The sequence below is a fragment of the Bacillus sp. V2I10 genome, from assembly GCF_030817055.1.
GTDB lineage: Bacteria > Bacillota > Bacilli > Bacillales > Bacillaceae > Bacillus_P.
Genome location: NZ_JAUSYV010000001.1, coordinates 3,253,021 through 3,279,473, shown reverse-complemented (window position 1 = coordinate 3,279,473; position 26,453 = coordinate 3,253,021). Strand labels below are relative to the sequence as shown.

The following is a 26,453-nucleotide window of genomic DNA, read 5'->3' as shown; positions in this document are numbered from 1 at the left end:
TCTGAAATGAAAATATTAAAATACATAGCATTACTGGTGCGGTTTCTATATCAACTAATGCGTCAGCAATTTCTTCAAGTTCTTCAGGTTCTAGTTCATAAATTTTTCTTTTGGGATATTTTTCCACTTATATCCTTTTCTTGAATTGTAAATAATTGGATGATGAGAAAAGACATAATAATGACTTTAATAATCAAAAGGAGTAATGCGCATGTCTAAAAAATTCTTAGATTTGCAGTGTGACATATTAGTTTTAATTGGAATATTCTTTGCTATTCGCTTTATCTACACAAAGGAAATATTTATACAGATAAACGGCTATACGATTAATACACTTGTTATGCTCATACATACAATTGTAGTTGTTGGACTATATAGAGTAAATAGAGTGCAAATAGAGCAAATGATAAGGAAACAAGCAAAGAAATAAATCAATAAAAAGAAGAGTATCTTGAACCTGTAACAGGGTAAGTGTCAGCATAGAACGTTTAAATGAGGGTTATCATTGCATATCTTAATTTCGTTATGGATTTTATTAGCTTCGTGGCGTTGGGGGGATTGGAAGAATTTTAATTTATACTATCCAACCATGTTATACATAGCATTATCGAATTTTTTATATCACTTTTTTGCAGATGAATATTTCCACCTATGGTCATTTGAACCGGATATGTTAATAAAGCATCCAGTTACATTTATTGTCCATTCGTTTATCATTAATCCTTTTTCGGCATTTCTTTTCTTATCAAATTACCCAAATAAAATTAAAAGCCAAATTCTTCATACATTAAAGTGGATTTTTCTATTTTTAATCGTCGAGTGGATAGGCTACAAATTAGGAAAAATAGTTTATTTTAACGATTGGAATTTTTGGTGGTCAGTATTATTTATAATTGTTATGTTTCCTATGCTACGGCTTCATTATGTTAAACCTTTATTGGCAATATTTTTGTCGGCATTATGTACACTTATTCATTTATGGATATTTGATTACATTTAAGTTTTAAGGTATTTAATCTAAAACAAAGACCTCTTAAAATAAGGGGATTTTGCAGTGTAGATAGACGTAATTTAGATGGTTTGCTCACTGATTTTAACCACCTAACTTTAATATATGATAAATAAATTCACGTGTAGCTTATTTAATACGGAAAATTGGCTTTATGTAAGCTGCTGGATCTTTTGTAAATTTATAGGTTATTATACTTTGGAAGGAGGTTAATAATTTGAAAGCAAATATAGGTGATGAAATAATATCTAAAGCAGGAATCAAAGGAATTGTAGAAAAAGTAAATGAAAACTCGGTGATTATCAATATTACAGAAAACCACTCGCAGCAAGAATTTGAAGGGAATAAAACGGTGGTTGCTCATAAAAATTACAAAATCCTAAATATCCATTAATAAAAAAACTAAAACGCCATTGGGGCGTTTTTTACTTGTTTACTGATCATAAAGGGAAAGGAAATTTCCTGACTGATTAACAATTTTTTTCGAGAAAAATAGTGAAAGCAATCCAACAATGAGAACACAAATACCGATATAAAATGAGTTTGCTTCAATAAAAGTCCAAAAGAATAAATAAATGCTAAAGACTAAGAAAAGCCATCCTATAATTAATAGGATGTTCGAATATACTTCACGCATTAGATTCAACCCTTCTATTTAATTGCTTTTTATTTCATCTTAACTATTATTCTATGAATTGGGAAGTATTTCTGTAAAACTTTTTGTTCATTTTGGGTATACCCTAGACGAACATTGGGAAATGGAGGTGATAAATAGATGTGAAAACATGTATATAGAAATGGCCATCTTATCCAAATCGATAAAAAGTTTTCTGCTTTAACCAAAAAGCAAAAAGAGTGGATTACAAAAGAATTGAAAGAAAGATACATCCAAGCGATGAAATATTCAGATGTAAAACTTCGTCCTAACAAAAGAGATCAAATCTTATATGATGTGTATGACATGATTGAAGAAAAAGACATATGGATACCCTTTGGTGAGGTACAAAGATACTACTACAGTAAAATTTCTTCCTTTATTCGTAGTCACCGAAAGCAACAAAATGAAGAAGAATAAAATGTATAGATGAAGATGAATTTATTTATACTCCCACCTATTTTTCCATTCTAATTGTTTTTTACTAACCAGCTAGCTTTATGCTAGCTTTTATTCTTCAGAAACAAAGACTTCAGGAATTTTAAGCTAGGGGAAAACCTGATTGAAAGTAAAAACATACGTTTACAAACCTTGATGTAAACCTTATTTAATTCCATGCAATATAGTACAGATGACCTCAAATGACTAAGTTCACAAATGAAAATTATAAATACCATTTCTCGTATAGGAGACGATGTTAAGTAACAATAAAGTCGTTTAAAAAACGCCAGTCATGCTATTCAACAATCGGGCCATATTGTTGAAGAAGAAATTAAGAGGATTCTGTTTTATGTTACAATTTGATATTGAGAATACATATCTATTGGAGGAAGAGCAATGAAAAAAGTTTTAGTTACTTTAACTTTGCTGGTGGGTTTAATTATTGCTGGGTGCAGTAATGATACAAAGGAGCAAACATCCGGTGAAACAGCTGACGTAAAAACAGAAAAGCCTAAGCAAGTTGAACCAATTGATGAAAAGGAATATGAGGAATTTTTAAAAACTTTTCAAAATGGGAATTTTACGGGATTCGCATTTATACTATACAGTTATGACATTAATGAACAAGGAATAGTCCCAGACGTCTTTAAAGAACCCTTTAAAAAAGCAAATGCAACGTTAACTTTTGTTGATTTGTATAAGGAACCAGATGAAGTGCGGCACAAATATGGTTCTGATGATTCTCATGACCCGATTCTTAATGATGTTTCTGATAATATTGTTTATATGAAGAATGGTGAACCTATTGCAAAGATTGAAGTAGAAGAACGTCTTGAGGGCATCATTGAGGAGAATGAATATAAAGCTGAAGTTCAGGAAGAATTAGAAATCTTTCAAAAGGAACTAAGAGCATTTATAGATAAATATAAGAACTACGAGTAACCAATACAAGTTGATATCAGTCCAAGTCTATTCCATTAACGGGCGCAATTGTTGAATAATTAAATCCCAATTTCTCATTTATATCACTGAGAGATTGGGATTTTTAATGCTGGAATATCCTTAACGTTGTAAATCCGCGTTTTGCTGGCGGTACCCCATGCCCATCAAGCTAACACATATGAATTCTTAGATAGAGCCGTTTCCACAGATCAACATTCTAAGCTACTGAATAATGACATGCAAAATAGGCCTAGTCACAGGGTTGCTGCTGTATTCCGTCAGATGTTTTACATAAAATGTATATCTTACTCTCGATCTTTGTTATCTGCTCCCTACATGTAGTACCAAAAACGATGTTCGATAGTAAAAATGTTACCTTGTTTTAGGGAATGAGTTTTGGTACTGCAAATTAGCATTAATAAACTATTTGTTGATTAAGTGATGGTAATGCCCATAAACGGTCATTTATGGTACCAAATCACTTGTTTCTTAACAGGAAAACAGCCATTTCATAGGTTTAAGACTCATGTGACGGATTAGAGCAGCAACCCTGTGATCAAGCCAGATACATGTAAAAATAGGACATAGCCTAGGAATTTTTACCAATAGGCTTAAAGGCAGCAGTGACATTGCTATACAATCCCAAAATTTTCGAGGAAACGATTTCCTATATTTAACAAAATATTACATATTATCTACGTTTTTTTGTGTATAATGACAAAGTTAATATCAATTTAAAAAAAGTGGAGGAATGCGAAATGAAAAGAATGAGTTTTTTGTTCTTTATCCTGTTAGGAGTGGTTATCGCTCCCTTATCGTCAGCTTTTGCAAATGAATCAAAAGAAGAAGTCACAGTAGATATCGTTCCGATAAATGAATTAAAAGCTAGTGGAGAAATAACAGCAATGGCAGGCAATGGAGGTTGGGACGATGTAGGATATTCGGCAATATTACAATATTCTTCCAATACTGGTTTTGATAACATCACTGATTACAAATATTCCACTGGTGGAGACTTTATGTTTTGTATTAACAACTCAGCATGGGATAAAAATCAAAGGATTGGATATCAATTGTTTGAGTATGACCCAAACAGTCTAACTTCTGTTGGAGGTGTAATAGATGTAAAAGAAGGATATTGCGCCATATATAGAGATATTAATTCTCGTGTTGATGGTAGTAATAAAAAAGCAGAATTTGCTGTAGGTCGAGAAAATCGTAAAAGTGAGAATTATAATCATGTTTATGTAAATATTGATTTTTATGATTAATCTCATCTAATCACGCCGAATAGTAGATATAATCTACTATCGAGTAGGGATCTAGGTTTCAGGTTGACCGATTGAGTTCTATGACGTTTTTTTCTTTGTTTAAATAACAAGTTCATAAGGTTTTTCACCCTGATTCCCCTTGCATAAGTGACACAGAATAATAGATCTACGCCACTTTATTACTTTGCGGTCTACAACATTTACCCAGCGAGAAATGAATGAGAGCAACAAGGATGCTCTTATTGAATCACTGAAACGGAAGGTCAAGAAATTAGAAGATGATAACAAACAACTTAGAGAGCAATTGAAAGTGGCTTACGCAGAGGTGTAAAAAAAGTTTTAGTATTGATTGGAGAAACAGTAAAATGCTATTAATCGAATAATAGGTTCCATAAACGGACGTTTATGGAACTTACAATTACTTTATCAGAAAACAACCTATTTGTATTAATTTATAGAACCAAAACTCATTCCCAAAAACAAAGTAACATTTTTAATATCTAGCACCGTTTTTGGTGCTAAAATAAGTTCACAAACAACTTTTAGCAGGTGATGTATGATGATTTTTGGTTATGCACGAGTGAGTACGGAGGAACAAAACTTAGATATGCAAGTTGATGCACTAACACAATTTGGAGTACAAAAGATTTATAAAGAAAAATTGACCGGAACAAGAAAAGATAGACCCCAACTAGAAGAACTTCTGAAAGTTTTACGAAGTGGCGACAAAATCAAAAAACATTGACGATTTAAACACGCAGATAACATCAAAAGATTAAAGAAAGACAGGTTTCAAAGAGAAACCTTGATATGATTTTTCGGGCAATGTATGCAGCGATTGATTCATCTACAAATGTATTAAATAAGGATGAGATACTAAGAGTTTTTAAGTACCTAGAACCTCTTGTGATTGTGTATAACCGAGATAAATTAGTTGAAGCTTATAGTGGAAAGTAGATAAAATAACCCTAATAATAGGTAGGGTATTCATTAATTTGTTATATGCAACAACACTGTTCTTTAATTTATTGCCACTGTATCTCTGCCCTAATAATTCTGTAAATCTACTTTTCAAATCAGGGGAGATTGGATCAGACAAAAATCCGTTGTCACTATGCCATTGACAGATTTTAAAGTGGTGAGTGCTATTCTTTTTTTGATTACAAAAAAACCTTCAGAAGTTAGTAAATGAATTTTATCCTTATCAATTTGTTGAAGCTGCCTCAATAACACAGTTAAATCTCATGAAGCATAAGTATAGTTATTCTCAATTTTGTTAACCATTCTTAAACCAGTAAGTAAGTTAGAATAATTGACCAAAATCTCGACCAAAAAATGACCAAAATAATTTAAAAAGATTAGATATATTTTGAAAACCTAAAAAAGTAATCTGCTGTTATTACAGCATTTTTGCCATATTTTAAAAAGAAATAAAAGGGAGAGATATGTTCCGTACTCAAGTTCACCCTTGGGAAAGAGAACAGTATATGTCTCAATATTAAAACCAGCAAACCCCTGATGCCATTGGTGTCAGGGGTTTTTTATAATTCTTAAAATTTATTTAAAATAGCGTTGACCACAAATCTGCCCACTTTTTGATCACCAAATTTTTATGAATGACTTTTTTAACAAAGACTATTCTTAAAGAAAATATTCAATTAGTAAAAGTTTAAAGTTTAAGTAGGAAGGAGCATGTAAAGCGAGTGAATATAGAGTAACATGATTGATTCCTCATTCATCTCGAAAAAAGCTAGGTATAATAACCTTCAGGTAGAAAAGTCTTTAAAGCAACTAGCCTGCGTTTTAATTCAAATAGAATCGTTTTTTAATGGCGTCCCATGATAGTATTGCTACGCTCACGTTTCATATTATTCGTAAAGTTTATTCATATATAATTCATATTTTTCCATAGATGATTGATCTATCTTCTTACTTACATGAGCATAAACATCTGATGTAATTTGAATGCTCCCGTGTCCAAGGCGATCTTGTACAAATTTCATGTCTGCACCTGATTCTGATTTTCCGTTTAACATAAAGGAAATAAGAGAAATTGAAAAAGTAAAGGCTTTCTTAGTAGAAGCATGTAAAAAAATCAATGGACTTTCAAGTTCCATTCTAAATATCAAGGATGGAATGAGGAAAATTTCAAGGATGAACATTTTCGGGATGCTTTTGTCTCAATATTAGTATCAATCGCTTATAAGAGGTGGAAAATCAAAAGATAAATCGGGAAGGGATGATTTCTTGAAAGTCGTTCTAGATCATGCTGGTCTATATTGGCTTCTTGATCATGAATCCCTCAATCAAAAACAAGGTATTAATATGGAAAAGCCACTTTCGGATGAAAGAGGCTAATCACGCATCATTGATTTCTTAGTTTAAAGTCAAGATATGAATTTCTATTATGATTTGAACTCCGGATCTTCATAAGAATGAGCAATCCAGCCCGAAGCATCAATAAACAAGCGAACGGCTACAACTTTACGATTTTCCATTAAAGTAAAGAAATGGGGGATATTTACCGGAACAGAAATCACATCTCCAGCAGATAATTCTACATCGAAATACCCGGAATCCCCCTTGATAGTAAAGATCCCATTTCCTGCTGTGATGGCACGAACTTCATCTTCGGTATGAACATGTACCTGTTCAAACTTCTTTAGGAGTTCGTCTAGATTAGGAGTTGCTTCGGACAATGCAACAATATCCCATTCTTTATAGCCACGTCGATTTGCAAGGGACCTAATTTCAGAATCAAAGATGTTAAGAATCTCTTCTTTATTCTCATCAGACAGTATAAATGTGTCACGTAAATTTTTGGATATTTTTTCCGTATTCCAATGTTCGTAAAGAACGCCCTGTTCATTCAAGAATCTTTTTACCTCTTGTTCTTCTGTTAGTCTTTCATTAGTATTTCGCATTCGAATGTTTGCCATAGTAAAATACCCCTTTTAAAAAGTTTATTAAGTTTGTTTATATTTTTTTAGAAAATACAAATTAGTTTGATATTCAAATAGAAATTCAAATGCCTCTAAATGTCGTTTGGCAGTAAAGTCACTATCTCCCCAAACATAGATTCCATGGTTGCGGATTAATACTCCCGGTACCTCGGGTTGGATTACACGAAGGATTTCTTCTGCTAATTTAGGGATACTGGAGTAATTTTCTATAATCGGAATGGTTATGGAAGCGTCTTCTTCCCAAATATCAAATGCTTTAATCAGTTCATGTTTTGTAAAGGTAATCTTTCTTTGATCACCGTAAAGATCCGAAATGAGATTATTAAAAATAGTATGGACATGAAAAACCGCTTTACAATTAGGAATCAATTGATAAATGGAGCTGTGAATTAAAGTTTCAGCAGAAGGTTTTAAATTGGTAGGAAATACAGGATTTCCATCTGAATTAACTACAAGAAAATCCTCAGGAGTATGAATCGATTTGTCTTTTCCACTAGAGCTTATGGCGATAATTGGCTGGTTATGCTCGAATGAAGAACCTTTTACAAGAACGGATATGTTCCCACTCGTTGCTGGAAACCACCCTCTTTCCGATAGGGTTCCTTTAACTTTTTGTAATGTTTTAAAAGCTTGTTGGATTGCTTCAAGGTTGATTTTTTCAAAATCATTTTTGGTTATAGGTCTTCACCACACTTATTGGAATTGGTTTAAAATGTTCATTACATCGAAAAATGAATTAAACTCTTTGTAAGGAAGAGATTGTTCTTTGCATTTTTGTAAAAGAAAATCTCTTGCAATGACAAGTTCAGCCATTTTAGCAATGGCCAAATCTGTGATGCTGTCTCCGATGACAATATTCATAGAATCGTTAGTCGATAGGGAACGGAGAATACTTGGTTTGCACATTCCACAATCATTGCTACATTGTGTATCACAAGAAAAAGGCCATAGAATTCTGATTTGTTTGCCGCTAAAATCACTGGCATTGCAAAAGATGTCATTTTTGGAGATATGGTATTGCGATAAAATAGGGTAAACGAAAAAGTCAATTCCTCCACTAGTAATAAGTAGACGGATATTGTGATTCTGACAATATTGAATAAATTTATCAAAACCCGCTCGAATCTTGGCTTGTTTTATAGCGCAATGAACGATTTCTTCTCGGTATGCTGTAGGTAATAATAAAAACATGTGCCCTACTCCTTCTCGGACGCTCATTTTTCCCGCTAATGTATCATTCTTAATCGTTTCCCATCCAGGCGGATTAAAATATTTCATAATATTGATAATGTTATCATTTATTGTAATTGTTCCATCAAAATCGCAAAATATAATCATTTTTTTGAATGTTTCCATGGTTTTAATGCACCCCATTTTTGAATCGCTGAACGAAGCTCAGGTGCGTTTTCTACGGCTTTCTCCAGAGAAAGGCCTGAAACGGCTGCTTTAATCGCATCAATAAAGGCTTTTCCTCCAGCTGAGGTGCCTTGAGGATGCCCATGAATTCCTCCCCCTGCATTAATAATGAAATTTTCACCTAAATCTTGATATAGTGCTGGAACGAGACCAGGATGAATTCCTGCAGAAGGTGTTGGAAAAGCGGGACGATGAATATTGTTAGGGCAATTTAATTGTTTTGCTATATTCAAAGCTTCATCCTTTGGTATTGCTACAGAACCGTAAGGAGATGGGTAGAGAACAATGTCGGCACCTGACAAACGCATTAATTTACCTAGAAGCAACGGAGCAGATAGACCATAGTATGGTGATGGATAAAACGAACCGGTAAAAGCAGGATGGGCGATAATCGGAATATTTACATCAGGATCTGCGGCTATTCGGTGGAGAACATCAAAACCATACGGAGCCACATTCAGTAACAAGCAAGATGCACCCACCTGACAAAAATGTTTGGCTTGTTCAACTAATTGAGTAACTGGTCCGGTTAGGTTAACTGCATAAAGTACTTTTTTACCAGTTTTATCCATTTGATGTTGGTTACGTTTTTCAAATGAATCTATTCGTTTCAAAGCGGGTGCATAATCATCCCGAAAGAAAATCTCGTCATCTTTTACAAGGTCCACTTTTCCATCGATCTGGTTTTGATATTCGTTTTCCAGTTCATGAAGAGGAAGCCCGATACATTGTTTGAAGATGCTCATTAGTAATGGACGATCGTTAACTCCTATCAGCCTTCTTATTCCATCGATACCAAAACGAGGACCTGGAAATTGCTTGAGAAGAGAATCTGGTATGTGCAAATCCATTAATTTAATCTGGCCGTCCATTGATAATTTGCCAAAGACTGTTGTGAGGATAGATGGAATATCCGGATTCATATTAACAAGCGGGTAACCGATCATTAATAGAGCCTTAGGTATTTCATCTGAATTGTCATTTAACACTTTTACTTCGATTACTTTCCCCAAATGCGGTCTCATTTGTTCTTTTTTTGCCTTTGGGAGCTGTGTCCAACTTCCGACAGTAAGTCCTACAGCGATTTCTTCTGCTTTTTTGTGAAAATCAAAATGACCATGAATTAAATAAGTAGCTATAACATAATCTTGGTCGGTTGTCACAAACATTTCACCTCCTGAATATAAAGGATGTAAAAAGATAAAAAAGATGGGGCTGTTATTAAGTATTGAAGATCAACTATGTTTTTTACTCATTCGTGTGAAACATCGTTGTACACTTAAAAATCAACACTTTAACAGAGCCTAAAAGATAGATAATTTAGAAATTCGCTGTACAGCTTCCCGAATTCGTTCCTCTTCTGTAAGAAGTCCTATTCGAACATAACCCTCTCCACATTTGCCAAAACCGATTCCTGGAGCCACAACAACTTTCGCTTTTTCTAATAACGTGTCAGCAAAATGGCTTGATGTGTATCCCTTTGGAATAGGCAGCCAGGCAAAGAAGGATCCGTTAGGAAGCGGCGCATTCCAGCCAAGTTTTTTTAGTTCTTCAAATAATACATTGCGCCGTATTTCGTAAGTGTCAACTAGTTCTCGGACACATTCTTGAGAGGAGGTTAAGGCTGTGATAGCAGCGTCTTGGATCCCTCCGAACAAGCTGACAAAATAGTGGTCTTGAATTTCATTGATTAAGCGAATCAGCTCTTGGTTACCAAGAGCGAATCCAACCCGCCATCCTGCCATATTATAGGTTTTTGACAACGTGTAAAATTCGATGCCAACATCCTTGGCACCCGGTCGGGACAAAAAACTAATTGGTTTTTGCCCGTCAAAGCCGATTGCTCCATAGGCAAAATCATGGGCTATGACAATATTGTTTTTCTCTGCGAAGCAAATGGCTTCATCAAAGAAGGAACTAGTCGCACAAGCGCCTGTCGGGTTTGATGGATAATTAAGAAACATTAATTTTGTGTGTTTGCATTGGTACGGTGAAAGTGTTGAAAAATCAGGGAAAAATCCTTTGGTAGAATGAAGCGGCATAGGGACCATTTCAGCACCGGCAATTGCGATTCCTGACCAATAATCAGGATAGCCTGGGTCAGGAACGAGAGCCATATCACCTGGATTCATCAAAATTTGTGATAGTTGTATGAGTCCGGTTTTTGTTCCAAACATTATAGCTACTTCCTTCTCAGGATCCAATGTAACCCCATGCTCGGTTTGATACCAAGTACATATAGCTTTCTTCAGTTCAATTTTTCCTGAAAACGGCGGATATTTATGATTGATTGGATTTTCCACAGCCTTTTGTAACGAGTGAACAATATGTGACGGTGTAGGAAGGTCTGGATTGCCTTGTCCGAGATTAATAACATCATATCCTGCACTGATAAACCCATTCACTTTCCAAACTAATGTGGAGAAAAATTGATTAGGTAGGCGATTCATTTGATTGGATGCTTTGATTATAAAGTTGTTATTTTCGATAATTAATCACCTCTCTTTTAAAAACAACATATGATGACATGACCTTTTTAGTGAGTAAACTTAAAAAAACAATTGTTTATCTATCTTTTAATAGCGTATGGTGCTATGACAAAGTTGTTTTTACTCGGGAAAAGGAACTTAAAAAGAGAAGAGAAGATTAATGTCAAATTCAAGTTACCGTCTGCTAAGTGAGTTAGAAACAATACAATATGTTAGAAAGTTTCCTGATTTATTTTCTGAAAATGCTCAACTAATTTGCAAGGAATTGGGGGATGGGAATCTAAATCTAGTATTCCATATTACTGAACAGGGTTCGTCAGGTAAAAGTATTATTATAAAACAAGCACTGCCTTATGCTCGCGTCGTTGGAGAGTCTTGGCCGTTAACATTGGACAGGGCACGTATTGAGAGTGAGGCGTTAATAATACAAAATAGTATTTGTCCAGGATCAGTTCCAAAAGTTTATCATTATGATAAAGAATTGGCATTAACTGTCATGGAAGACTTATCTACACATATCATAATGCGCAAAGGACTAATTACTCGTAATCGTTATCCTTATTTTGCAAAACACATTGGTACGTTTCTAGCTAGAACTCTGTTTTTAACTTCAGATTTAGCGTTAGATCCTCAAGATAAAAAACAGAAAGTAGTGCAATTTATAAATCCTGAAATGTGCAAAATTACTGAAGATCTTGTATTTACCGATCCATATTACGATGCAAAAACGAATCAATTTAACCCGCTAATTAAGGTAGTGATTGAAGAGATTTGGGGTCATGGAGATCTTAAACTTGAAATCACTAAGTTAAAGGAGAAATTCCTCACCCATGCTCAGGCACTTATTCATGGAGATCTTCATACAGGAAGTATTATGGTCTCAGAGAAGGATACAAAGGTATTTGATCCAGAGTTTGCCTTTTATGGGCCAATGGGTTTTGACATTGGAGCAGTGATTGCCAATCTATTACTCAATTTTTGCTCTCACGTGGGACATACTCTAGATCGAGAAGAACGGCATCAATACCAAGATTATCTGTTAAATACAGTAGAGGAAATTTGGACAGTCTTTGAAGAGGAATTTAGAATTTTGTGGCAGGGAAAAGCTAGTGAGCCTTATGCATCCATACAGGGATATGAAGATGATTATATGCTACGTTTGCTTCAAGATTCATTAGGATATGCGGGTTGTAAAATGATGCGTCGAGTGATCGGTTTAGCCCATGTTCCTGATTTGGAAAGCATTAAAGATCCCAAATTAAGAGCAAAAGGAGAAAGGTTAGCCCTCGCTATTGGACAACAATTGGTATTAAAAAGGGAAACAGCAAGGAAGATCGGTGATATCACATCTTTAGTCAGGTTTCTTAATAATCAGGAGGTAGATGAAGATTAGTAAGTTTATTCAATCCATTCAATGGAAAAAAGATCAATTAATTTTACTCGATCAGACCCTCCTTCCTGAAGAAACGGTGTTTCTGTCACTGTCTACTATAGGAGAGGTATGGGAAGCAATTCGATATCTGAAAGTACGTGGTGCACCTGCTATTGGGATGACAGCTGCCTATGGTCTCTATTTGGGAGTTCGATACGGCCAAGAAGAAAATGTGAGTGCCTTCATTGAAGATTTAGAAAAAAAATCGGATTATTTAGCAACAGCACGGCCGACAGCTGTGAACCTGTTCTGGGCATTAAAACGTTTAAAAGAGAGAGCTTATCAAGAACAAAAACAAGGATCAAATGTAGAGTTTATTAAGAAAATTCTTCTTAAAGAAGCTTTACAGATTCAAGAAGAAGATGAAAAAGTCTGTCGTAAGATTGGTGAACATGCTCTTAGTTTATTTCAAGACGGTATGGGAATTCTCACACATTGCAATGCGGGAAGTTTAGCGACTGCCAAGTATGGAACGGCAACATCTCCATTTTACATCGCTAAAGAACGAGGGTGGAATTTAAAGATATTTGCAGATGAAACTCGTCCTGTTCTTCAGGGTGCACGTCTTACTACTTGGGAATTGCAGCAGGCAGGAATTGATGTCACACTTATTTGTGATAATATGGCAGCAGTTGTTATGGCAAATCAATCAGTACAGGCTGTTATTGTTGGAACGGATCGGGTTGCTGCAAATGGTGATGTTGCTAACAAAATTGGAACTTATACAGTAGCTATCTTAGCAAAAGCGCATAGACTACCATTTTATGTGGCAGCTCCACTATCTTCTATTGATTTAAGTACACCAACCGGAGAAGAAATTCAAATAGAAGAACGTTCGGAAGATGAAATTATTGTTGGATTAGGAAAACGGATTGCACCGCATGGAATAAGAGTGTATAACCCTGCATTTGATATTACCCCTTCTTCACTTGTAACAGCCTTTGTGACCGAAAAAGGTATTGTTTATCCTGATAAAGCAGGACAGTATGCGAGTAAACTTCAAAATTTAAAATGAAAATTGATTATGGAAATTACAAACACGGATGATAGAATTATTAAAAAAGAGGCAGAAAAAATAATTACAGAGAATTGAAGGTTTTTAGACCACTTAGAAAGATATAAATATTGATACAAGGGTTCAACGTCCTGCAAAGAAGAACATTCAAGAGACTAATTAATTGAGCTGATGTTCCTGAAATCCGCTCTTACGATTTAAGACATACACACGCAATATTGCTTCTTACAAAGGGAATATATATAAAGGTCATATCTGAAAGATTAGGACACAGCAATATAAAAGTTACGCTTGATAAGTTTGCACACGTTCTTCCAACCATTTAAGAAGAAGTGGCTCGTAAATTAGATGAAATCATTAAATAATGAAGTTTATGACCAAAGTATTACCAGCGAGATGATTTTCACTTAAGTCAATCACGAACAAAAAGAAAAACCCTTGCTACACAAGGGTTTTCGGATATGGAGCATAACGGGATCGAACCGATGACCTCTACGCTGCCAGCGTGGGAAGTGAGATTTCCTGTAGTTTCTTTATATATCCGTAAATGGCTTTATATCAAGGTTTTTAGGGATATTAATATACTTAAAATGAACTATGATTTCCGGTGGTTTTCAGCTGTGTGTGACCACCATGTGACCAGAGCGTGACTAATATTTAATAAACTTGTATTAATGCAAATTAGTAAAAATTTTGAGATGTGATAGTATGCCGAATACTTATAGAAGAATAAAAACCGATTATATAAAGTATATCAAGAAGTAGTATTTTACGTTAATGACGTTAAGTATTGCTTCTTTTTTGTATCTTTAAGGGACAGGATAGTTTAATAAGTTTTTTCTTAAAAAGTTTATTTTTTATAGGTTATAAGACTTTCAATTTTTTGTTTAGGTTCACTCTAATCTACCTATGAAAATGACAAATTATGATAATTTTGCTACAATATATCTAGAACATAATAGAAAATTTATGCAGTATTGGGAACATACAAGTTCCATTACACAAAAAGAAAGAATTGGAAATTGTTGCATTTTGAAATTTGAATATGAGAACAAATTAAATTAGTAGAAATTATTAATCATGATTTTAGCAATCTAAGCGAAGTAATTCCAGTTTAATAGTTTTGTGAAGTAAGGTACTTAAACAAACAGGGCGTTCCTTTAAGAAGGGATTGTTTATTAAACAAACGGGGCAGTAAACACAATCCTTCACAAGAAAAAAGCCGACCTCCACATATGGAAAATCGACATTTCTTTCTAAATATTAACTTTTAATCGAGACTTTCGGCTAAGCATTTAACCTCTGTTCATGTTTCTCTCTAAGACGCTTCATATCTTCTATTGGCGGAAAACCGAACATGCGTGAATATTCACGGCTGAATTGCGATGGACTTTCATAGCCTACAAGATACGCCACAGCAGCGGCATCCGAATTATCGGAGTAAAGGAGTTAATACGAAAATTTAGAGGGGGCTCTGCCCCTTATTAAATAACTTTTATGAATTTTATCAAAAATCGTCTTGAATATTTGAATTTGTATAAATTTGGAATCAATTGTTAGACAGACTCACGTACGGTGGTGTGAGAGGGATAAATGGAGGTTAGTTGCCTCCTCCCATCTCAATTATCAAAGAACTAGGTGAATCTACTTAGAAACCTGAAATTCCAAAGACACAGATTCAGGCCGCTCACAGGTACTTTCCATCATATAGTGTTTACCATTTTCCGAGGAATCATGGAACCCATGCATAGCTTCTAACACATGATAAGCCAATTCACCATTTGCCCGGTATTTACTGCCCTCGAGGATTGCTTTTGCCATATCTGCAACACCAAGGCCTCTGCTGTTTTGGGAACTGTAAGATAGCGGAACCTCAGTAAATTCATTTTCGTCACGTTTTCTGAACCGTACAGGACTTCCAAACGTATTTGGATCAGGAACAAGCAAAGTACCTTCACTGCCATAGATTTCAATGGGAGGAAGGGAAGTGCCGCCAAAGGCATCGAAGCTTGTTGTAATGGTTCCAATTACCCCCGATGCAAAATCAATGACACCGGATATATGAGTTGGGGTAGAAACCTCAATTTTAGTGCCTGCTTTTGGTTTACTTAGCACGGTTCTTTCCGGATAACTTATACGAGTGGAGCCGGAAATTCGTTTAATCGGTCCAAGAAGTGCCACCAATGCCGTTAAATAATAAGGTCCCATATCAAACATTGGTCCGCCGCCAATATCATAATAGAAGGCAGGGTCTGGATGCCAATGTTCATGCCCCCGGCAAATCATGAAGGCAGACGCACCAATAGGTACTCCAATTGCACCTTGATCAATTAAATGGATAGCTGTTTGAATACCGGCCCCTAAGAAGGTATCTGGCGCACTGCCAACGAGGAGATTACATTTCGTGGCTGTTTCTAAAATTTGTTTTCCTTCCTCGCGTGTAACAGCTAGTGGTTTTTCCGTATAGATATGCTTTCCTGCTTCCAGTACCTGGATGCAGACAGAGGCATGAGCTTTTGGAATCGTTAAATTGATGACTAGTTCAATCTCAGGCTCTGATAACAGCTCTTCCACGGAACAAGCTTTAGGAACACCGAATTTTTCGGCCTGAGATTGTGCACGCTGTTCATCCAAGTCCGCACAGGCAACTAGTTCGAGGTGGTGGAACTTCTGACAATTTTCCATATAAATGGAACTAATGTTCCCGCAGCCAATGATACCGATTTTTAACTTTTTCACGATTAGGTCCTCCATTTTAATATACTTGTCACAGATCAGCTATCTTTATTGACTGTCACCCATACCTGTATAAACACGGCCATTTCCATAAAGAGCGGCTACATCCACTCCTGCAGCACGTTTCTTTCCTTCAGCAGCCCACAAAAATCCGCGGCGCATGATAAGAGAGACTTCTGGCATGGCGATAATGTTGGCATGATGTCCCAGTGAACTATAAAATATATTTCCGAGACCCCAGCGTTTTGTCCAAATAACAGGCATATCAACGGCTTTATTGGCTGCATGAGGACCATGTACCACCGGAAAGCGAGTAGTAGCTAACACTTCGACTGCTGGATCATAATGAAGGTAATACTGCTCACTGACAACTTTAAAATCATCGATGCCCTCTAATAGCGGACTAGTCGAATGCTTTATGTTAACCATGTACTCCACACCATCATTTCCAGGATGTGCAACCCAATTTCCACCCGTCATAAATTGCCAGTCCACATTGTTACGGAAGGAGTCACACATTCCGCCGTGGCAGCCAGCTAAACCGACACCTGACATAACCGCTTTGGAAATATTCAGGGCATATTTATTTTCAATTATTCCCATTGTCCAGTGGGGAACGATTAAGTCCAAAGATTTCAACTTTTCTATGTCTGCATAAGAATCTAGCGTACCGGAAACCTCTACATGGAAGTTTTCTTCCTCAAGGATGCCTTTAAAGATTTCAGCTACCAGGTCTGGCTGATGGCCGTCCCATCCGCCCCAAACGATCAATGCCTTTTTTTTCATCATTTATGCACTCCATTTCTTTTTTTATATTTTATACTTCAGAAATTTGGATCCATTGTCGTTTGTATATCGATAAAACAACCGCTTCCAAAACTTCTTGACACTTTACGCCATCGCGGAAGTTTGAAACAGGCTGACGATTCTCCCGGAAAGACTCCATAAGCTCCACTACTTCATGAATAAACGTATGTTCATAACCAATCGTATGTCCTGGCGGCCACCATGCTTCTGCAAATGCGTGGGCAGGGTCTATGGCTAATACGAGGCGGAAGCCTTGTACGTCGTCTCTGTCATCAGTGAAATAGACCTGCAGCTCATTCATGCGTTCAAAGTCGAAGATGACGCTGCCTTTACTGCCGTTGATTTCAAAGGAATTCTTACAGCGGTGCCCTGTGGCAAAACGTGAGGCTTCAAAGCTTAAAGCGCCGTTAGCGAAACGAGCTAAGAATAGGGTTGCATCATCAACCGTAACTTCGCCTTTTTCATCACTATCGCTGCCTTTCGCAGATAAACCAGTCATCTGCGTACGAAGTGGTCTATCCTTAATAAACGTATCGTTCATTCCAGTAACCTCTGTAATATCACCAATGAGATAGTGAGCCAAATCGATAAGATGGGCCCCAAGATCTCAATGAGAACCTGAACCAGTATTATCCTTCTGAAGTCTCCAGACATGGGGGAAGTTTGGATCGACGAGCCAGTCCTGTAAAAACCAAGCGCGGAAATGATAGACATGACCTAACTTACCTTCTTCAAGAAGCTTTTTAGCCAGCATCACAGCTGGTGCAAAGCGATAATTAAATCAACCATATGCTTAACCCCAGCAGTCTCAACCACTTCAAGCATTTCTCTGGAGTCCTTCAACGTAAGCGCTAACGGTTTTTCGCAAAAAACATGTTTTCTGCCTGTGCAGCAGCAATTGTAATTTCTTTATGTACATCACTCGGTGCATTGATATCGATTAAATCAATATCATCTCTTACTAAAAGACTTTTCCAGTCGGTCGTAATTCCTCCCAGCCGAATTGCTTGGCAGCAGCAGCCACACCATTTTGGTCACGGCCGCAAATAACCTTTATTTCAGGATGAAACGTATTTGAAAAAAAAGGAAATATCCCGGTAAGCATGACTTTGTGCTTTTCCCATAAATTTGTAGCCAATCATTCCAATTCTAACTGTTTCCATCGCTTATTTCCTTTGTCTATTTAAAAATGAAAAGAATTAGGCAGTACTAGTTTTAGATAGAAATCAATTGCCCGATATTCCAGGCATGGGAGTGTGTCTTATGCTAAAGTTTTGGGTGCTTGTACATAAGTTGTGAAGAGACTCGTTCAATAAAAGTAACGGACAATTGTACATTCGTTTGTTCTATGGCATCTTGAGAGATTAATTGGAGTACCTTTTCAGCCGCCAATTGGCCCATTTGAAAGAGGGGTACTCTCACTGTGCTAAGTGGAGGTGTTGTCATTCTAGCAATTTCAGAGTCATCATAACCAACGAGAGCGTAGTCGCGGCCAGCAAGATAGCCATGTTCACTTAATCCCTGCATAAGACCGATGGCCATTCGATCATTCGCGGCGAAAATAGCATTTATGTCTGACAGTAGGGGAGCAATCGATTCAGCTGCTTGAAAACCACTTTTCCGACTGTAATTCCCTTGAAACACTAATTTCGGGTTATAGGGAATTCCTGCCTTCATAAGGGCTTTTTCATATCCTCTAAAACGTTCAATACTATTGGAAAACTCCATCGGCCCATTTAAAAAGATCACCTGTTCATACCCCTTCATTAGAAGGGAGGAGACAGCTTGAAAACTCCCATTTACATGATCTGCACCAATGGAATGAAAGGAGGTGCCCGTAAAGGTTTGGTTCACAAGACAGTATGGAAGTTTTAACTGATGCATTTTTTCGAGAGCTTCCACTTCCCCTGAAACATCTTTTGATCCAAGGATGATGCATCCATCTACTTTCTGAGTACGAAAAAGCTGTACATAATCTTTTGGCTCATCAGGCGATTGAAATAAAAGGAGCAAACCGAATCCAAATTCACCAAGCTTTGAACCAATCCCACTTAATAGTTCAGAGAAATAATGCGTGCTCATCAAGTTAACCTTTTGCAAATAAGGAACAATGACGCCAATGTTGTTACTTTTACCCCGTGCAAAGCTTTGAGCAATGGCATTTGGGTGGTAGTTAAGTTGTTCGGCTGCTTGTAAAACCTTCTGTTTTGTTTCTTCACGCAAGGGAACAATATTATTAAAAACCCGTGAAACGGTGGCTTCAGATACACCGGCTAATTTTGCAACATCCTTCCTGTTAGCCATGATATTCACCTCCATGATTAAAAATGTACACGCGTTCATATTATTTACTTTTCTGATAATTGTCAATAATAAAAATTAAAAAAATATTCAAAAATGGATGTTGATATTCAAATATTTACAAAAGTCCTACATGATAATGATACAAGTGCCCCTGCTTCATCAGAAGCTTGTATTACCGATTTAACAATACCGCCATTTTCAGATAAATTAACAATGTTTCTTATGTCATTGTTAAGTTCAATTGGAATAGGTAACTATGCAACGGCAGCTTCTGTAAGTCAGCGAAGTGATTTAGCTTTGAATTACGAACGTTTCTCGCTTGAAATCGGTCAATATGCGAAAGATGGTGCTGATATTATGATTCAAATTGAATGGTTAGAACAGCCGCCTGGGACTATGGATAAAGAGCGACTTACAAAAAGTTAGAATCAAAATAGTTGAAATTCATCATAAGTTCTGGAAGGAGATCAGTTTGTCAACAGGAAATGAATGAATGTCAAGGAAAGGACGAATTTAGAAAGTCCTATGGAGTAAGAGCTTTATCTAGTAAGCCTCTTCAACTAACAGGCGAGATTGTGCAATAACACTAGATTTAATATACTTTATTGTTATATTTTTTAAGTGCATTGTTATACAACTTTATTTTAGACCTGCTCTAAAATCAGAAATGGTTATTGCATGTTAGAGGTTTTAATATTAAAAAATTTTATTGCAGCACATGGAAGAGCGGATTATGACCAAAGTAATTGCTTTTTATTGCAATTAGAAACATTTAGTCAGAACCTTGAACGATTGGAAGATATCTATAGCACTATTAAACAAGGTAATATTATCTTTGGACGATTAGAACGGAAAATCTCTGCATTTCAACGATTAACAGGATTTATGTTGATAACTCTAGGAATGAAATTAGCTTTTGAAAAGAGATAATTTAAGGTTATTTCTTCAACTAACAGGGGCTTTTCTTTAATAAGATATTAATAGAAGATCTTCAACAATCGGGCGCTTTAATGGAGGAAGCATCACAGAAATGATCAAACTTTTTTATAAAAGAATGATTCAATTGAATATATTAAGAGCGTGTTTTGATCAAACTTTTTTCTCAAAACACGCTTTTTTTGTTCGGTTATTAAGGTTATTATTACCAATTTGATCAAACTTTATTCTAAAGCTACAATGGAATGACCTGTTTCTATATGAATTTCACATTCATAAATCAAAATCCGATAAAAAAACCTTATATATATAAGTATTAACTAACGGTCGGACTTACATCCTTCTAAACTTATAAGGAAGCAATTGGAAGGTCTGCGCCATTCTTAAGAAACAATGGAATTCGCTCCAAGGGTGCCTCTATTGTTAACCGTTTCCCCCCTTCATGTATCTGGCCAGAATAAGGATTCGTCCATACTGCTCCCTTCGGTAAATATACACTACGGCTTCTCTCTCCTTCATTTAATACAGGTGCTACCAAAATATCTGGGCCAAACATGAATTGATCATCCACATCCCAAGCAGCCTTGTCCTCTGAAAAGTCATAGAATAGCGGCCTCATAGGAGGAGTCCCTTTTTCATGGGCTTCCTTCATCAGTTCCTTAATATAAGGGCGGAGTCGTTCCCGTAAATGTAAGTAATCCTTAAATATGTCATAAGCCTCCTCTCCATAACTCCATACCTCATTCGCAGCTCCACTATGACATTGCCCTCCACCAGTGGTTCCTATAGGTTTTTGCGTAGGCAATCTGTCACCATGGAGTCGGAATACTGGACAAAATACACCATACTGGAACCATCGAATAATACATTCCCGGAACAATGGATCATCTGGATTACCACCGTGGAAGCCTCCTATATCGGTTGTCCACCAAGGAATTCCTGCTATGGCCATATTTAATCCAGCTCGTACTTGTAGGCCTAATACCTCAAAGCTAGAATGAATATCGCCAGACCAAGCTAGAGCACCATAACGCTGACTACCAGCCCATGCGGCTCGGACTAGGTTGATAATATTGGTTTGACCTTCCGCAGCCATACCTTCGTAGAACGTCTGACTATATTTACTTGGATAAATATTTCCTACCTGTAAACTGGAGCCAAGGTAATAGCGATAAATGTCATGATCGTAAACAGTAAATTCCGGTTCTGCTTCATCTAGCCAGAACACTTTAATACCTTTGTCATAATAATTTTTCTTGATTTTTTTCCATAAGTATTCTCGTGCTTCAGGGTTAGTGGCATCGAATATGGCATTTTGCCCTAAGAACTGAAATTGGGTTCGAACCCCTCTATCTGATCTGACTAGATAACCTTTTTCAATCATTTCCTGATAATTTTCACTCTCTGTCTGAACAGTAGGCCATACTGAAATCATAAGTTCGATGCCCATTTCTTTTAATTCTTTAACCATACCTTCAGGATCAGGCCAATACTCCGGATCAAATTTCCAATCGCCTTGGTTTGTCCAGTGGAAGAAATCAATGACTATAACAGAAATCGGAAGGTCTCTTCTTTTGTACTCCCTTGCAACCTCTAACAACTCTTCTTGAGTTTGATATCTTAGTTTACATTGCCAAAAACCCATGCCATAGTCTGGCATCATAGGGACAGTACCGGTAACAGATGCATAAGATTCTTCAATCTCTGCAGGAGTATCTCCTGCTGTAATCCAATAATCTAGTTGCTTGGTGGAAGGTGCTGTCCATTCGGTTATATTAAGATTAAAGTTCACTCGACCAATTGCAGGGTTATGCCATAGAAATCCATAGCCTAAGCTAGACATAACGAAAGGAACACTGGACTGACTATTTCGGTGTGTAAGTACCAACATACATCCCTTCAGGTTAAGAAAAGGATGCTGGTACTGACCCATCCCAAAAAGTTTTTCTTTTGGATCTGACTCTAAGCGCAGTGACAAGCGATAGTCACTTCTTCCAGGATGAGGGATTAACTCTCTACCACCATACTTAAGCTGATAGGTGTTTTCTGTTTCTTTTAATAAAACTTCACCTTTCTGATTATAAATAGTCACTTGACCATTTCTCTTAACTTCTGCTTTTATTTTTCCATTAACAATAGTTGCTGCTCCCTCTTTAACAGTAATATCTGGTTTTATTTCCCGAACAGGCAAGAGTGCCCAATCGGTATCTTCTATTGTGGTGTACGATGCACGGACCCGTAGGGCATTCTCTCCCCAAGGTTCAATCCATAGTTTCTCCGAATCAAACTCCCTAATAAGTCGATTTCCTTCGATTTTAAACATAGTACTATTCTCCTCCTTTTAGATACTATCTTCATTTATCTTTATAGCCTTGTTGTAAGATGAAACTTATATTAATATCAAATATACTAAGTATATATGTTCCTTACCATATCGAGGATTAAGAAAATATCATACAATATTACGTTTTTTTAGGAGATTTAAAGATGGAAGAGCCACTTGAGCATACGTTTTTGAAAAAGGAACACACAGAAATCCCTGATCGTACTTTTCCAATAAATATCTTTTATATTCATTACCCTGAACCTAAAATAATTCCATTACATTGGCATGACCATCTAGAGTGGATTATTATCACAAGAGGATCCTATCGAGTTCAAGTAGGATCTGAGTTCCACGACTTATATGATGGAGACATGGTATTTGTAAATGCCAAACAAATACATTCCGCCTTTCCAGAATCAAAAGAAAGTGAGCTGTATGCCATAGTCTTTAATGAAGCTCTTCTTCGAAATAGCGGATTGGATAACACCGAAAAGAAATATATATTACCGTTACTTACCAATGACTTGCGAATTCCCACATATTACATAGCTAATCAACCTGTATCACTTATGATTCAAGAAAGTCTAAAAAAAATAATAACAAACTACGTAAATAAGCCATTAGGTTTCGAACTACTTGTAAAGTCACATCTGTTCGAATCTCTCGGCCATGCTTTTAAGCTAGCGGAGGTCACTTCCAATCAAAGGAATAAAAAGAATAAAGGAGTCATTGACCCTGTTCTTCTCCACTTGAGCAATCATTTTCATGAGCCACTTTCTATCGAACAAGCTGCAAAAATTTGTTGTATCAGTCCTAACTATTTTTGTAATGTTTTTAAAAAATCTACAGGAAAAACTTTAACCGAATACATCAATATGCTAAGGATTCATGAAGCTGAGCGTCTGCTACACACCAATAATTACAGTATCCAACAGATCGCTCATATGGTTGGGTACACAAACCTAACATATTTCGGACGAGTATTTAAAAAATTCAAAAATGCAACACCAAGCGAATTCATAAAGTAAATATAATATTAGCAGCGAAACAACTATTTCCCTTGAAGACTTAAATTAGGGAAGTATGTTCAAACGAGCAGGATTATCGAATAGGGAGTTGTTTTCTGAGGAAAATTCCGTAGATGTTCATTTTGTTTAGTATTGTTTTTGCTATGACAGTTTGTAAATCAGAAAAAACTATTAAAGAAGGATGGAAAGATAATAGTCCATACTTTATTACTGAGTATGGTGAAATTAAAATTCACGCAAATTATCGGTCAAAGTGACAATAAAAATCATCTCTTTTTTAGTTTTCTTAAAAACTATGGTTTTTGAGATGCAGCCTATTCCGTTCCGGGCGCTTTTATGGAATAACGAAATTCTTATTTTATCGTAGTAAGTCTTAATATTGTTGTAGTAAATGAGGTCAAAAGTAGTACAAAAAAGGAGAGATAAAGCTGATAAAGTTCTGCTTTTATCTATCCTTCTATTTTACCTTAAATACACAAACGTTTGTTCGTTTTTAGCGAGGTATGTGTTTCAGCCGATTGATAGTCTTTTTTTCATTTTAGTTGTGTTTTGACCAGCCAAAACATGTAGACTGTCTTTTTCTTTAGATAGAAAGGCTTTAATCGATTTTAGAACAACAGCATTCAGAGCATACTTTTGGCGGCAGCACTACGGCTTGATCAGAAAGGGAAGAGCATTTTTCTGTCAGTCCGTACATGTCGCTTCGGTATTAAATGGTCAGATACCCTACGAGTGTACGGCTAGCGCCAACATTCATTACGTTCCTGTTCCATTTGCTGCAAGCCGCCATACCGAACGAGCCGAAAACAAGAAGATGAAAAGAATTAAAAAAATAAGAGATCAAAAGGAGAGCAGCCATGAACTGCACCCCAAATGTTAGACACGACCTAACATTTGGAGGTGCAGTTTTTTTATGGCTAAATTTACAGAACAGGAAAAGGTAAATGCCGTTAAGCGATATCTTAATGGCATTGAAGGACACAAAGCGATCGCAAAATCCATAGGAGTAGCTCATGGGGTTTTTCACAGGTGGATCCAGCAGTATCAATATAACGGAGAAAATGCGTTTAAAAAACGATATACAACCTATTCTTTGGACGATAAACTAAAGGTACTTACCTATATGAACGAACACGGGACGTCCCTCAGTGAGACAGCTGCGATCTTTAAAATTCAATCTCCCTCTACGATTAATCGATGGAAGAGGTTATTCGACACACAAGGAGTGGACGGCCTTATTCCAAGGGAAAAGGGGCGGTCATCGATGAAAAAAGAAAACCCTAAAGTAAGCGAGATAAAAGAACCAGTGACAGGTTCTATTGAAGCTCTTCAGGCTGAAAATGAACGTTTACGTATGGAGCTTGCTTATGTAAAAAAGTTGAATGCCTTAGTTCAGAACAAAGAAAAATCACCAAACAAGACAAAGCGAAAGTAGTCTATGAATTGAGGCAGGAATTCCCGGTGAAATCACTCTTAAAGCTTGCGGGTATTCCTCGCAGTACCTATTACCATTTGACGAAGCAGCTTGAACGCCCAGATAAAGATGCTGAATTAAAAACGGCGATTAAAGACATTTTTCATGAACATAAAGGCCGATACGGGTACCGGCGTATTCGTGCTGAGCTAGCCAACCGAGGACTGCATGTTAATCATAAGAAAGTTTATCGACTTATGAGAGAACTAGGATTGAAGTGCCTAGTCCGCATAAAGAAATATCGGTCGTACAAAGGTGAAGCAGGCAAGGTTGCCGAAAATGTGCTAAATCGGAACTTCAAGGCGTCCAAGCCGAATGAGAAATGGGTAACCGATATTACCGAGTTCAAATTATTTGGAGAAAAACTGTATCTTTCACCTATGCTAGATTTATACAATGGCGAAATTCTCACCTATACGATTGGCTCTAGACCGACCTATTCCCTTGTATCGAGTATGTTAAATAAAGCCCTAAGAAAAATGCGCAAAGAAGATACGTTACTCATTCACTCGGATCAAGGATGGCACTATCAAATGAAGAAATACCGTCTGGCTTTGAAGAAAAAGGACATCACTCAAAGCATGTCTCGTAAAGGGAACTGTTACGACAATGCGGTCATTGAAAATTTCTTTGGCATTCTAAAATCAGAATTCCTTTTTTACCAAGACTTTAAAAATGTGGAACATTTTAAAGAAGAACTAAGGAAGTACATCCATTACTATAACCACAAACGAATTAAGACAAAATTAAAAGGCAAGAGCCCGGTACAATACCGGACTCTTGCCCAACAAGTAGCTTAACGAAATTATGTGTCTAACTTTTAGGGGTCACTTCACCACAGGGGCTGCTTTTTATTGTGCTTTTTTCCCTTTTGCAAGGTGGGTCAGAAGGACCCTATTAGCCCTAGATGGATATATAAGAAGAAGGTTAAGGGTAGCTTTTATTCATAAACATTTTCACAAAGAAAAGAGAAAAAGATGCGTAGTCTTTGGAATAATTGAATTAATCTGATTCCTGCATATTGGCTTTATTTAAACAAGGTATATGGTTACACAAAGGAACAGTATCTAAATGAGATAACCAGTAAAGCGAAAAGTGACTTATAGAATAGAATCAAACGTGCTAAAGCAAAAGGTGAGGAATATTATACTCCTCACCGACTCCAAAAGATGCAAAATGCCTAAAATGCATCCTCTTGATAAATATTGT

22 protein-coding genes and 6 pseudogenes are annotated in these 26,453 nt (G+C 36.5%); 16 read left to right on the top strand and 12 right to left on the bottom strand.

Annotation, left to right across the window (positions count from 1 at the left end; genetic code table 11):
- Positions 1-211: 211 nt before the first annotated feature.
- From QFZ72_RS16535 to QFZ72_RS29530, 9 genes and pseudogenes are all read left to right on the top strand, one after another.
- On the top strand, positions 212-430 hold the full coding sequence (locus QFZ72_RS16535; protein WP_307435252.1) for a hypothetical protein: 219 nt from the start codon (positions 212-214) through the stop codon (positions 428-430).
- 75 nt (positions 431-505) lie between these two features.
- Positions 506-1,000, top strand: a complete 495-nt coding sequence (locus tag QFZ72_RS29535) for a CBO0543 family protein (RefSeq protein ID WP_373464598.1) — start codon at positions 506-508, stop codon at positions 998-1,000.
- A 226-nt stretch (positions 1,001-1,226) separates the two neighbouring features.
- Entirely contained in the window at positions 1,227-1,403 is a 177-nt protein-coding gene (locus QFZ72_RS16530) for a DUF2187 family protein (protein ID WP_307435249.1), read from the top strand.
- 477 nt (positions 1,404-1,880) lie between these two features.
- Complete coding sequence (locus tag QFZ72_RS16525) at positions 1,881-2,084, top strand: hypothetical protein (RefSeq protein WP_307435246.1); 204 nt, start codon at positions 1,881-1,883, stop codon at positions 2,082-2,084.
- Positions 2,085-2,501: 417 nt separating this feature from the next.
- On the top strand, positions 2,502-3,047 hold the full coding sequence (locus QFZ72_RS16520; protein WP_307435243.1) for a hypothetical protein: 546 nt from the start codon (positions 2,502-2,504) through the stop codon (positions 3,045-3,047).
- A gap of 758 nt (positions 3,048-3,805) precedes the next feature.
- Positions 3,806-4,318 (top strand): hypothetical protein, encoded by a 513-nt coding sequence (locus tag QFZ72_RS16515; RefSeq protein ID WP_307435239.1) that lies wholly within the window; start codon positions 3,806-3,808, stop codon positions 4,316-4,318.
- 205 nt (positions 4,319-4,523) lie between these two features.
- Positions 4,524-4,649, top strand: a pseudogene (locus tag QFZ72_RS16510) (DUF6262 family protein); the annotation flags it as partial.
- A gap of 228 nt (positions 4,650-4,877) precedes the next feature.
- Positions 4,878-5,051 (top strand): annotated as a pseudogene (locus tag QFZ72_RS16505) (recombinase family protein); the annotation flags it as partial.
- Between the two features lie 691 nt (positions 5,052-5,742).
- Positions 5,743-5,820, top strand: a pseudogene (locus QFZ72_RS29530) (hypothetical protein); the annotation flags it as partial.
- 366 nt (positions 5,821-6,186) lie between these two features.
- Here the strand turns inward: QFZ72_RS29530 and QFZ72_RS16500 are convergent.
- From QFZ72_RS16500 to QFZ72_RS16475, 6 genes are all read right to left on the bottom strand, one after another.
- On the bottom strand, positions 6,187-6,435 hold the full coding sequence (locus QFZ72_RS16500; protein WP_307435236.1) for a site-specific integrase: 249 nt from the start codon (positions 6,433-6,435) through the stop codon (positions 6,187-6,189).
- Between the two features lie 288 nt (positions 6,436-6,723).
- Positions 6,724-7,257, bottom strand: a complete 534-nt coding sequence (locus tag QFZ72_RS16495; RefSeq protein WP_307435234.1) for a 1,2-dihydroxy-3-keto-5-methylthiopentene dioxygenase — start codon at positions 7,255-7,257, stop codon at positions 6,724-6,726.
- Between the two features lie 27 nt (positions 7,258-7,284).
- Complete coding sequence (mtnB, locus tag QFZ72_RS16490) at positions 7,285-7,935, bottom strand: methylthioribulose 1-phosphate dehydratase (RefSeq protein ID WP_307439818.1); 651 nt, start codon at positions 7,933-7,935, stop codon at positions 7,285-7,287.
- Positions 7,936-7,974: 39 nt separating this feature from the next.
- Positions 7,975-8,637 (bottom strand): 2-hydroxy-3-keto-5-methylthiopentenyl-1-phosphate phosphatase, encoded by a 663-nt coding sequence (locus QFZ72_RS16485; RefSeq protein ID WP_307435230.1) that lies wholly within the window; start codon positions 8,635-8,637, stop codon positions 7,975-7,977.
- Positions 8,616-9,860: a 2,3-diketo-5-methylthiopentyl-1-phosphate enolase gene (locus QFZ72_RS16480; protein WP_307435227.1), complete on the bottom strand. Its 1,245-nt coding sequence runs from the start codon at positions 9,858-9,860 to the stop codon at positions 8,616-8,618. Before QFZ72_RS16480 ends, QFZ72_RS16485 begins: the two co-directional genes overlap by 22 nt.
- A 141-nt stretch (positions 9,861-10,001) precedes the next feature.
- Positions 10,002-11,186, bottom strand: coding sequence for a pyridoxal phosphate-dependent aminotransferase (locus QFZ72_RS16475; RefSeq protein WP_307439816.1), 1,185 nt, complete (start codon positions 11,184-11,186; stop codon positions 10,002-10,004).
- Positions 11,187-11,346: 160 nt separating this feature from the next.
- Between QFZ72_RS16475 and mtnK the strand changes: the two genes are divergently transcribed.
- The 3 genes and pseudogenes from mtnK to QFZ72_RS16460 all read left to right on the top strand — a co-directional run.
- Positions 11,347-12,579, top strand: a complete 1,233-nt coding sequence (mtnK, locus tag QFZ72_RS16470; protein ID WP_307435224.1) for an S-methyl-5-thioribose kinase — start codon at positions 11,347-11,349, stop codon at positions 12,577-12,579.
- Positions 12,569-13,633 (top strand): S-methyl-5-thioribose-1-phosphate isomerase, encoded by a 1,065-nt coding sequence (gene mtnA / locus QFZ72_RS16465; protein ID WP_307435222.1) that lies wholly within the window; start codon positions 12,569-12,571, stop codon positions 13,631-13,633. Before mtnK ends, mtnA begins: the two co-directional genes overlap by 11 nt.
- A 167-nt stretch (positions 13,634-13,800) precedes the next feature.
- Positions 13,801-13,959: pseudogene (locus QFZ72_RS16460) on the top strand (tyrosine-type recombinase/integrase); the annotation flags it as partial.
- Positions 13,960-14,920: 961 nt separating this feature from the next.
- Here the strand turns inward: QFZ72_RS16460 and QFZ72_RS16455 are convergent.
- From QFZ72_RS16455 to QFZ72_RS16435, 5 genes and pseudogenes are all read right to left on the bottom strand, one after another.
- Positions 14,921-15,082: pseudogene (locus QFZ72_RS16455) on the bottom strand (AraC family transcriptional regulator); the annotation flags it as partial.
- Between the two features lie 195 nt (positions 15,083-15,277).
- Positions 15,278-16,372 carry a Gfo/Idh/MocA family protein gene (locus tag QFZ72_RS16450; RefSeq protein WP_307435219.1) on the bottom strand — a complete coding sequence of 365 codons (1,095 nt, stop codon included), beginning with the start codon at positions 16,370-16,372 and terminating at the stop codon, positions 15,278-15,280.
- A gap of 45 nt (positions 16,373-16,417) precedes the next feature.
- Positions 16,418-17,155: a ThuA domain-containing protein gene (locus tag QFZ72_RS16445; protein ID WP_307439814.1), complete on the bottom strand. Its 738-nt coding sequence runs from the start codon at positions 17,153-17,155 to the stop codon at positions 16,418-16,420.
- A 31-nt stretch (positions 17,156-17,186) separates the two neighbouring features.
- Positions 17,187-18,339: pseudogene (locus QFZ72_RS16440) on the bottom strand (Gfo/Idh/MocA family protein).
- A 103-nt stretch (positions 18,340-18,442) separates the two neighbouring features.
- Positions 18,443-19,480, bottom strand: a complete 1,038-nt coding sequence (locus tag QFZ72_RS16435; RefSeq protein ID WP_307435216.1) for a LacI family DNA-binding transcriptional regulator — start codon at positions 19,478-19,480, stop codon at positions 18,443-18,445.
- Between the two features lie 93 nt (positions 19,481-19,573).
- Here QFZ72_RS16435 and QFZ72_RS16430 point away from each other — a divergent pair, with 93 nt between their 5' ends.
- The gene (locus QFZ72_RS16430; protein WP_307435214.1) at positions 19,574-19,906 is read left to right on the top strand and encodes a DUF3231 family protein; all 333 of its coding nucleotides are present in this window, start codon (positions 19,574-19,576) and stop codon (positions 19,904-19,906) included.
- Positions 19,907-20,158: 252 nt separating this feature from the next.
- Positions 20,159-20,410, top strand: coding sequence for a hypothetical protein (locus QFZ72_RS16425; protein WP_307435212.1), 252 nt, complete (start codon positions 20,159-20,161; stop codon positions 20,408-20,410).
- 355 nt (positions 20,411-20,765) lie between these two features.
- Here QFZ72_RS16425 and QFZ72_RS16420 read toward each other — a convergent pair whose 3' ends face one another.
- Positions 20,766-22,739, bottom strand: a complete 1,974-nt coding sequence (locus QFZ72_RS16420) for a glycoside hydrolase family 31 protein (RefSeq protein ID WP_307435209.1) — start codon at positions 22,737-22,739, stop codon at positions 20,766-20,768.
- Positions 22,740-22,903: 164 nt separating this feature from the next.
- Here QFZ72_RS16420 and QFZ72_RS16415 point away from each other — a divergent pair, with 164 nt between their 5' ends.
- Positions 22,904-23,770, top strand: coding sequence for an AraC family transcriptional regulator (locus QFZ72_RS16415; RefSeq protein ID WP_307435207.1), 867 nt, complete (start codon positions 22,904-22,906; stop codon positions 23,768-23,770).
- Between the two features lie 913 nt (positions 23,771-24,683).
- Positions 24,684-26,044, top strand: a protein-coding gene (locus tag QFZ72_RS16410; protein WP_307433983.1) for an IS3 family transposase whose coding sequence is annotated in 2 segments (ribosomal slippage) — positions 24,684-25,140 and positions 25,140-26,044 — 1,362 coding nt in all. Because the reading frame shifts where the segments join, the coding sequence is not laid out codon by codon here.
- The last annotated feature ends 409 nt before the right edge of the window (positions 26,045-26,453 follow it).

What these genes read in the sequence shown, in the direction of transcription:
- QFZ72_RS16535 (WP_307435252.1), top strand. Translation starts at nt 212, where the DNA reads ATGTCTAAAAAATTCTTAGATTTGCAGTGTGACATATTAGTTTTAATT.
- QFZ72_RS16520 (WP_307435243.1), top strand. Translation starts at nt 2,502, where the DNA reads ATGAAAAAAGTTTTAGTTACTTTAACTTTGCTGGTGGGTTTAATTATT.
- QFZ72_RS16515 (WP_307435239.1), top strand. Translation starts at nt 3,806, where the DNA reads ATGAAAAGAATGAGTTTTTTGTTCTTTATCCTGTTAGGAGTGGTTATC.
- QFZ72_RS16500 (WP_307435236.1), bottom strand. Translation starts at nt 6,435, where the DNA reads ATGGAACTTGAAAGTCCATTGATTTTTTTACATGCTTCTACTAAGAAA.
- QFZ72_RS16495 (WP_307435234.1), bottom strand. Translation starts at nt 7,257, where the DNA reads ATGGCAAACATTCGAATGCGAAATACTAATGAAAGACTAACAGAAGAA.
- QFZ72_RS16485 (WP_307435230.1), bottom strand. Translation starts at nt 8,637, where the DNA reads ATGGAAACATTCAAAAAAATGATTATATTTTGCGATTTTGATGGAACA.
- mtnK (WP_307435224.1), top strand. Translation starts at nt 11,347, where the DNA reads ATGTCAAATTCAAGTTACCGTCTGCTAAGTGAGTTAGAAACAATACAA.
- mtnA (WP_307435222.1), top strand. Translation starts at nt 12,569, where the DNA reads ATGAAGATTAGTAAGTTTATTCAATCCATTCAATGGAAAAAAGATCAA.
- QFZ72_RS16445 (WP_307439814.1), bottom strand. Translation starts at nt 17,155, where the DNA reads ATGAAAAAAAAGGCATTGATCGTTTGGGGCGGATGGGACGGCCATCAG.
- QFZ72_RS16435 (WP_307435216.1), bottom strand. Translation starts at nt 19,480, where the DNA reads ATGGCTAACAGGAAGGATGTTGCAAAATTAGCCGGTGTATCTGAAGCC.
- QFZ72_RS16430 (WP_307435214.1), top strand. Translation starts at nt 19,574, where the DNA reads ATGGATGTTGATATTCAAATATTTACAAAAGTCCTACATGATAATGAT.
- QFZ72_RS16425 (WP_307435212.1), top strand. Translation starts at nt 20,159, where the DNA reads ATGTTAGAGGTTTTAATATTAAAAAATTTTATTGCAGCACATGGAAGA.
- QFZ72_RS16420 (WP_307435209.1), bottom strand. Translation starts at nt 22,739, where the DNA reads ATGTTTAAAATCGAAGGAAATCGACTTATTAGGGAGTTTGATTCGGAG.
- QFZ72_RS16415 (WP_307435207.1), top strand. Translation starts at nt 22,904, where the DNA reads ATGGAAGAGCCACTTGAGCATACGTTTTTGAAAAAGGAACACACAGAA.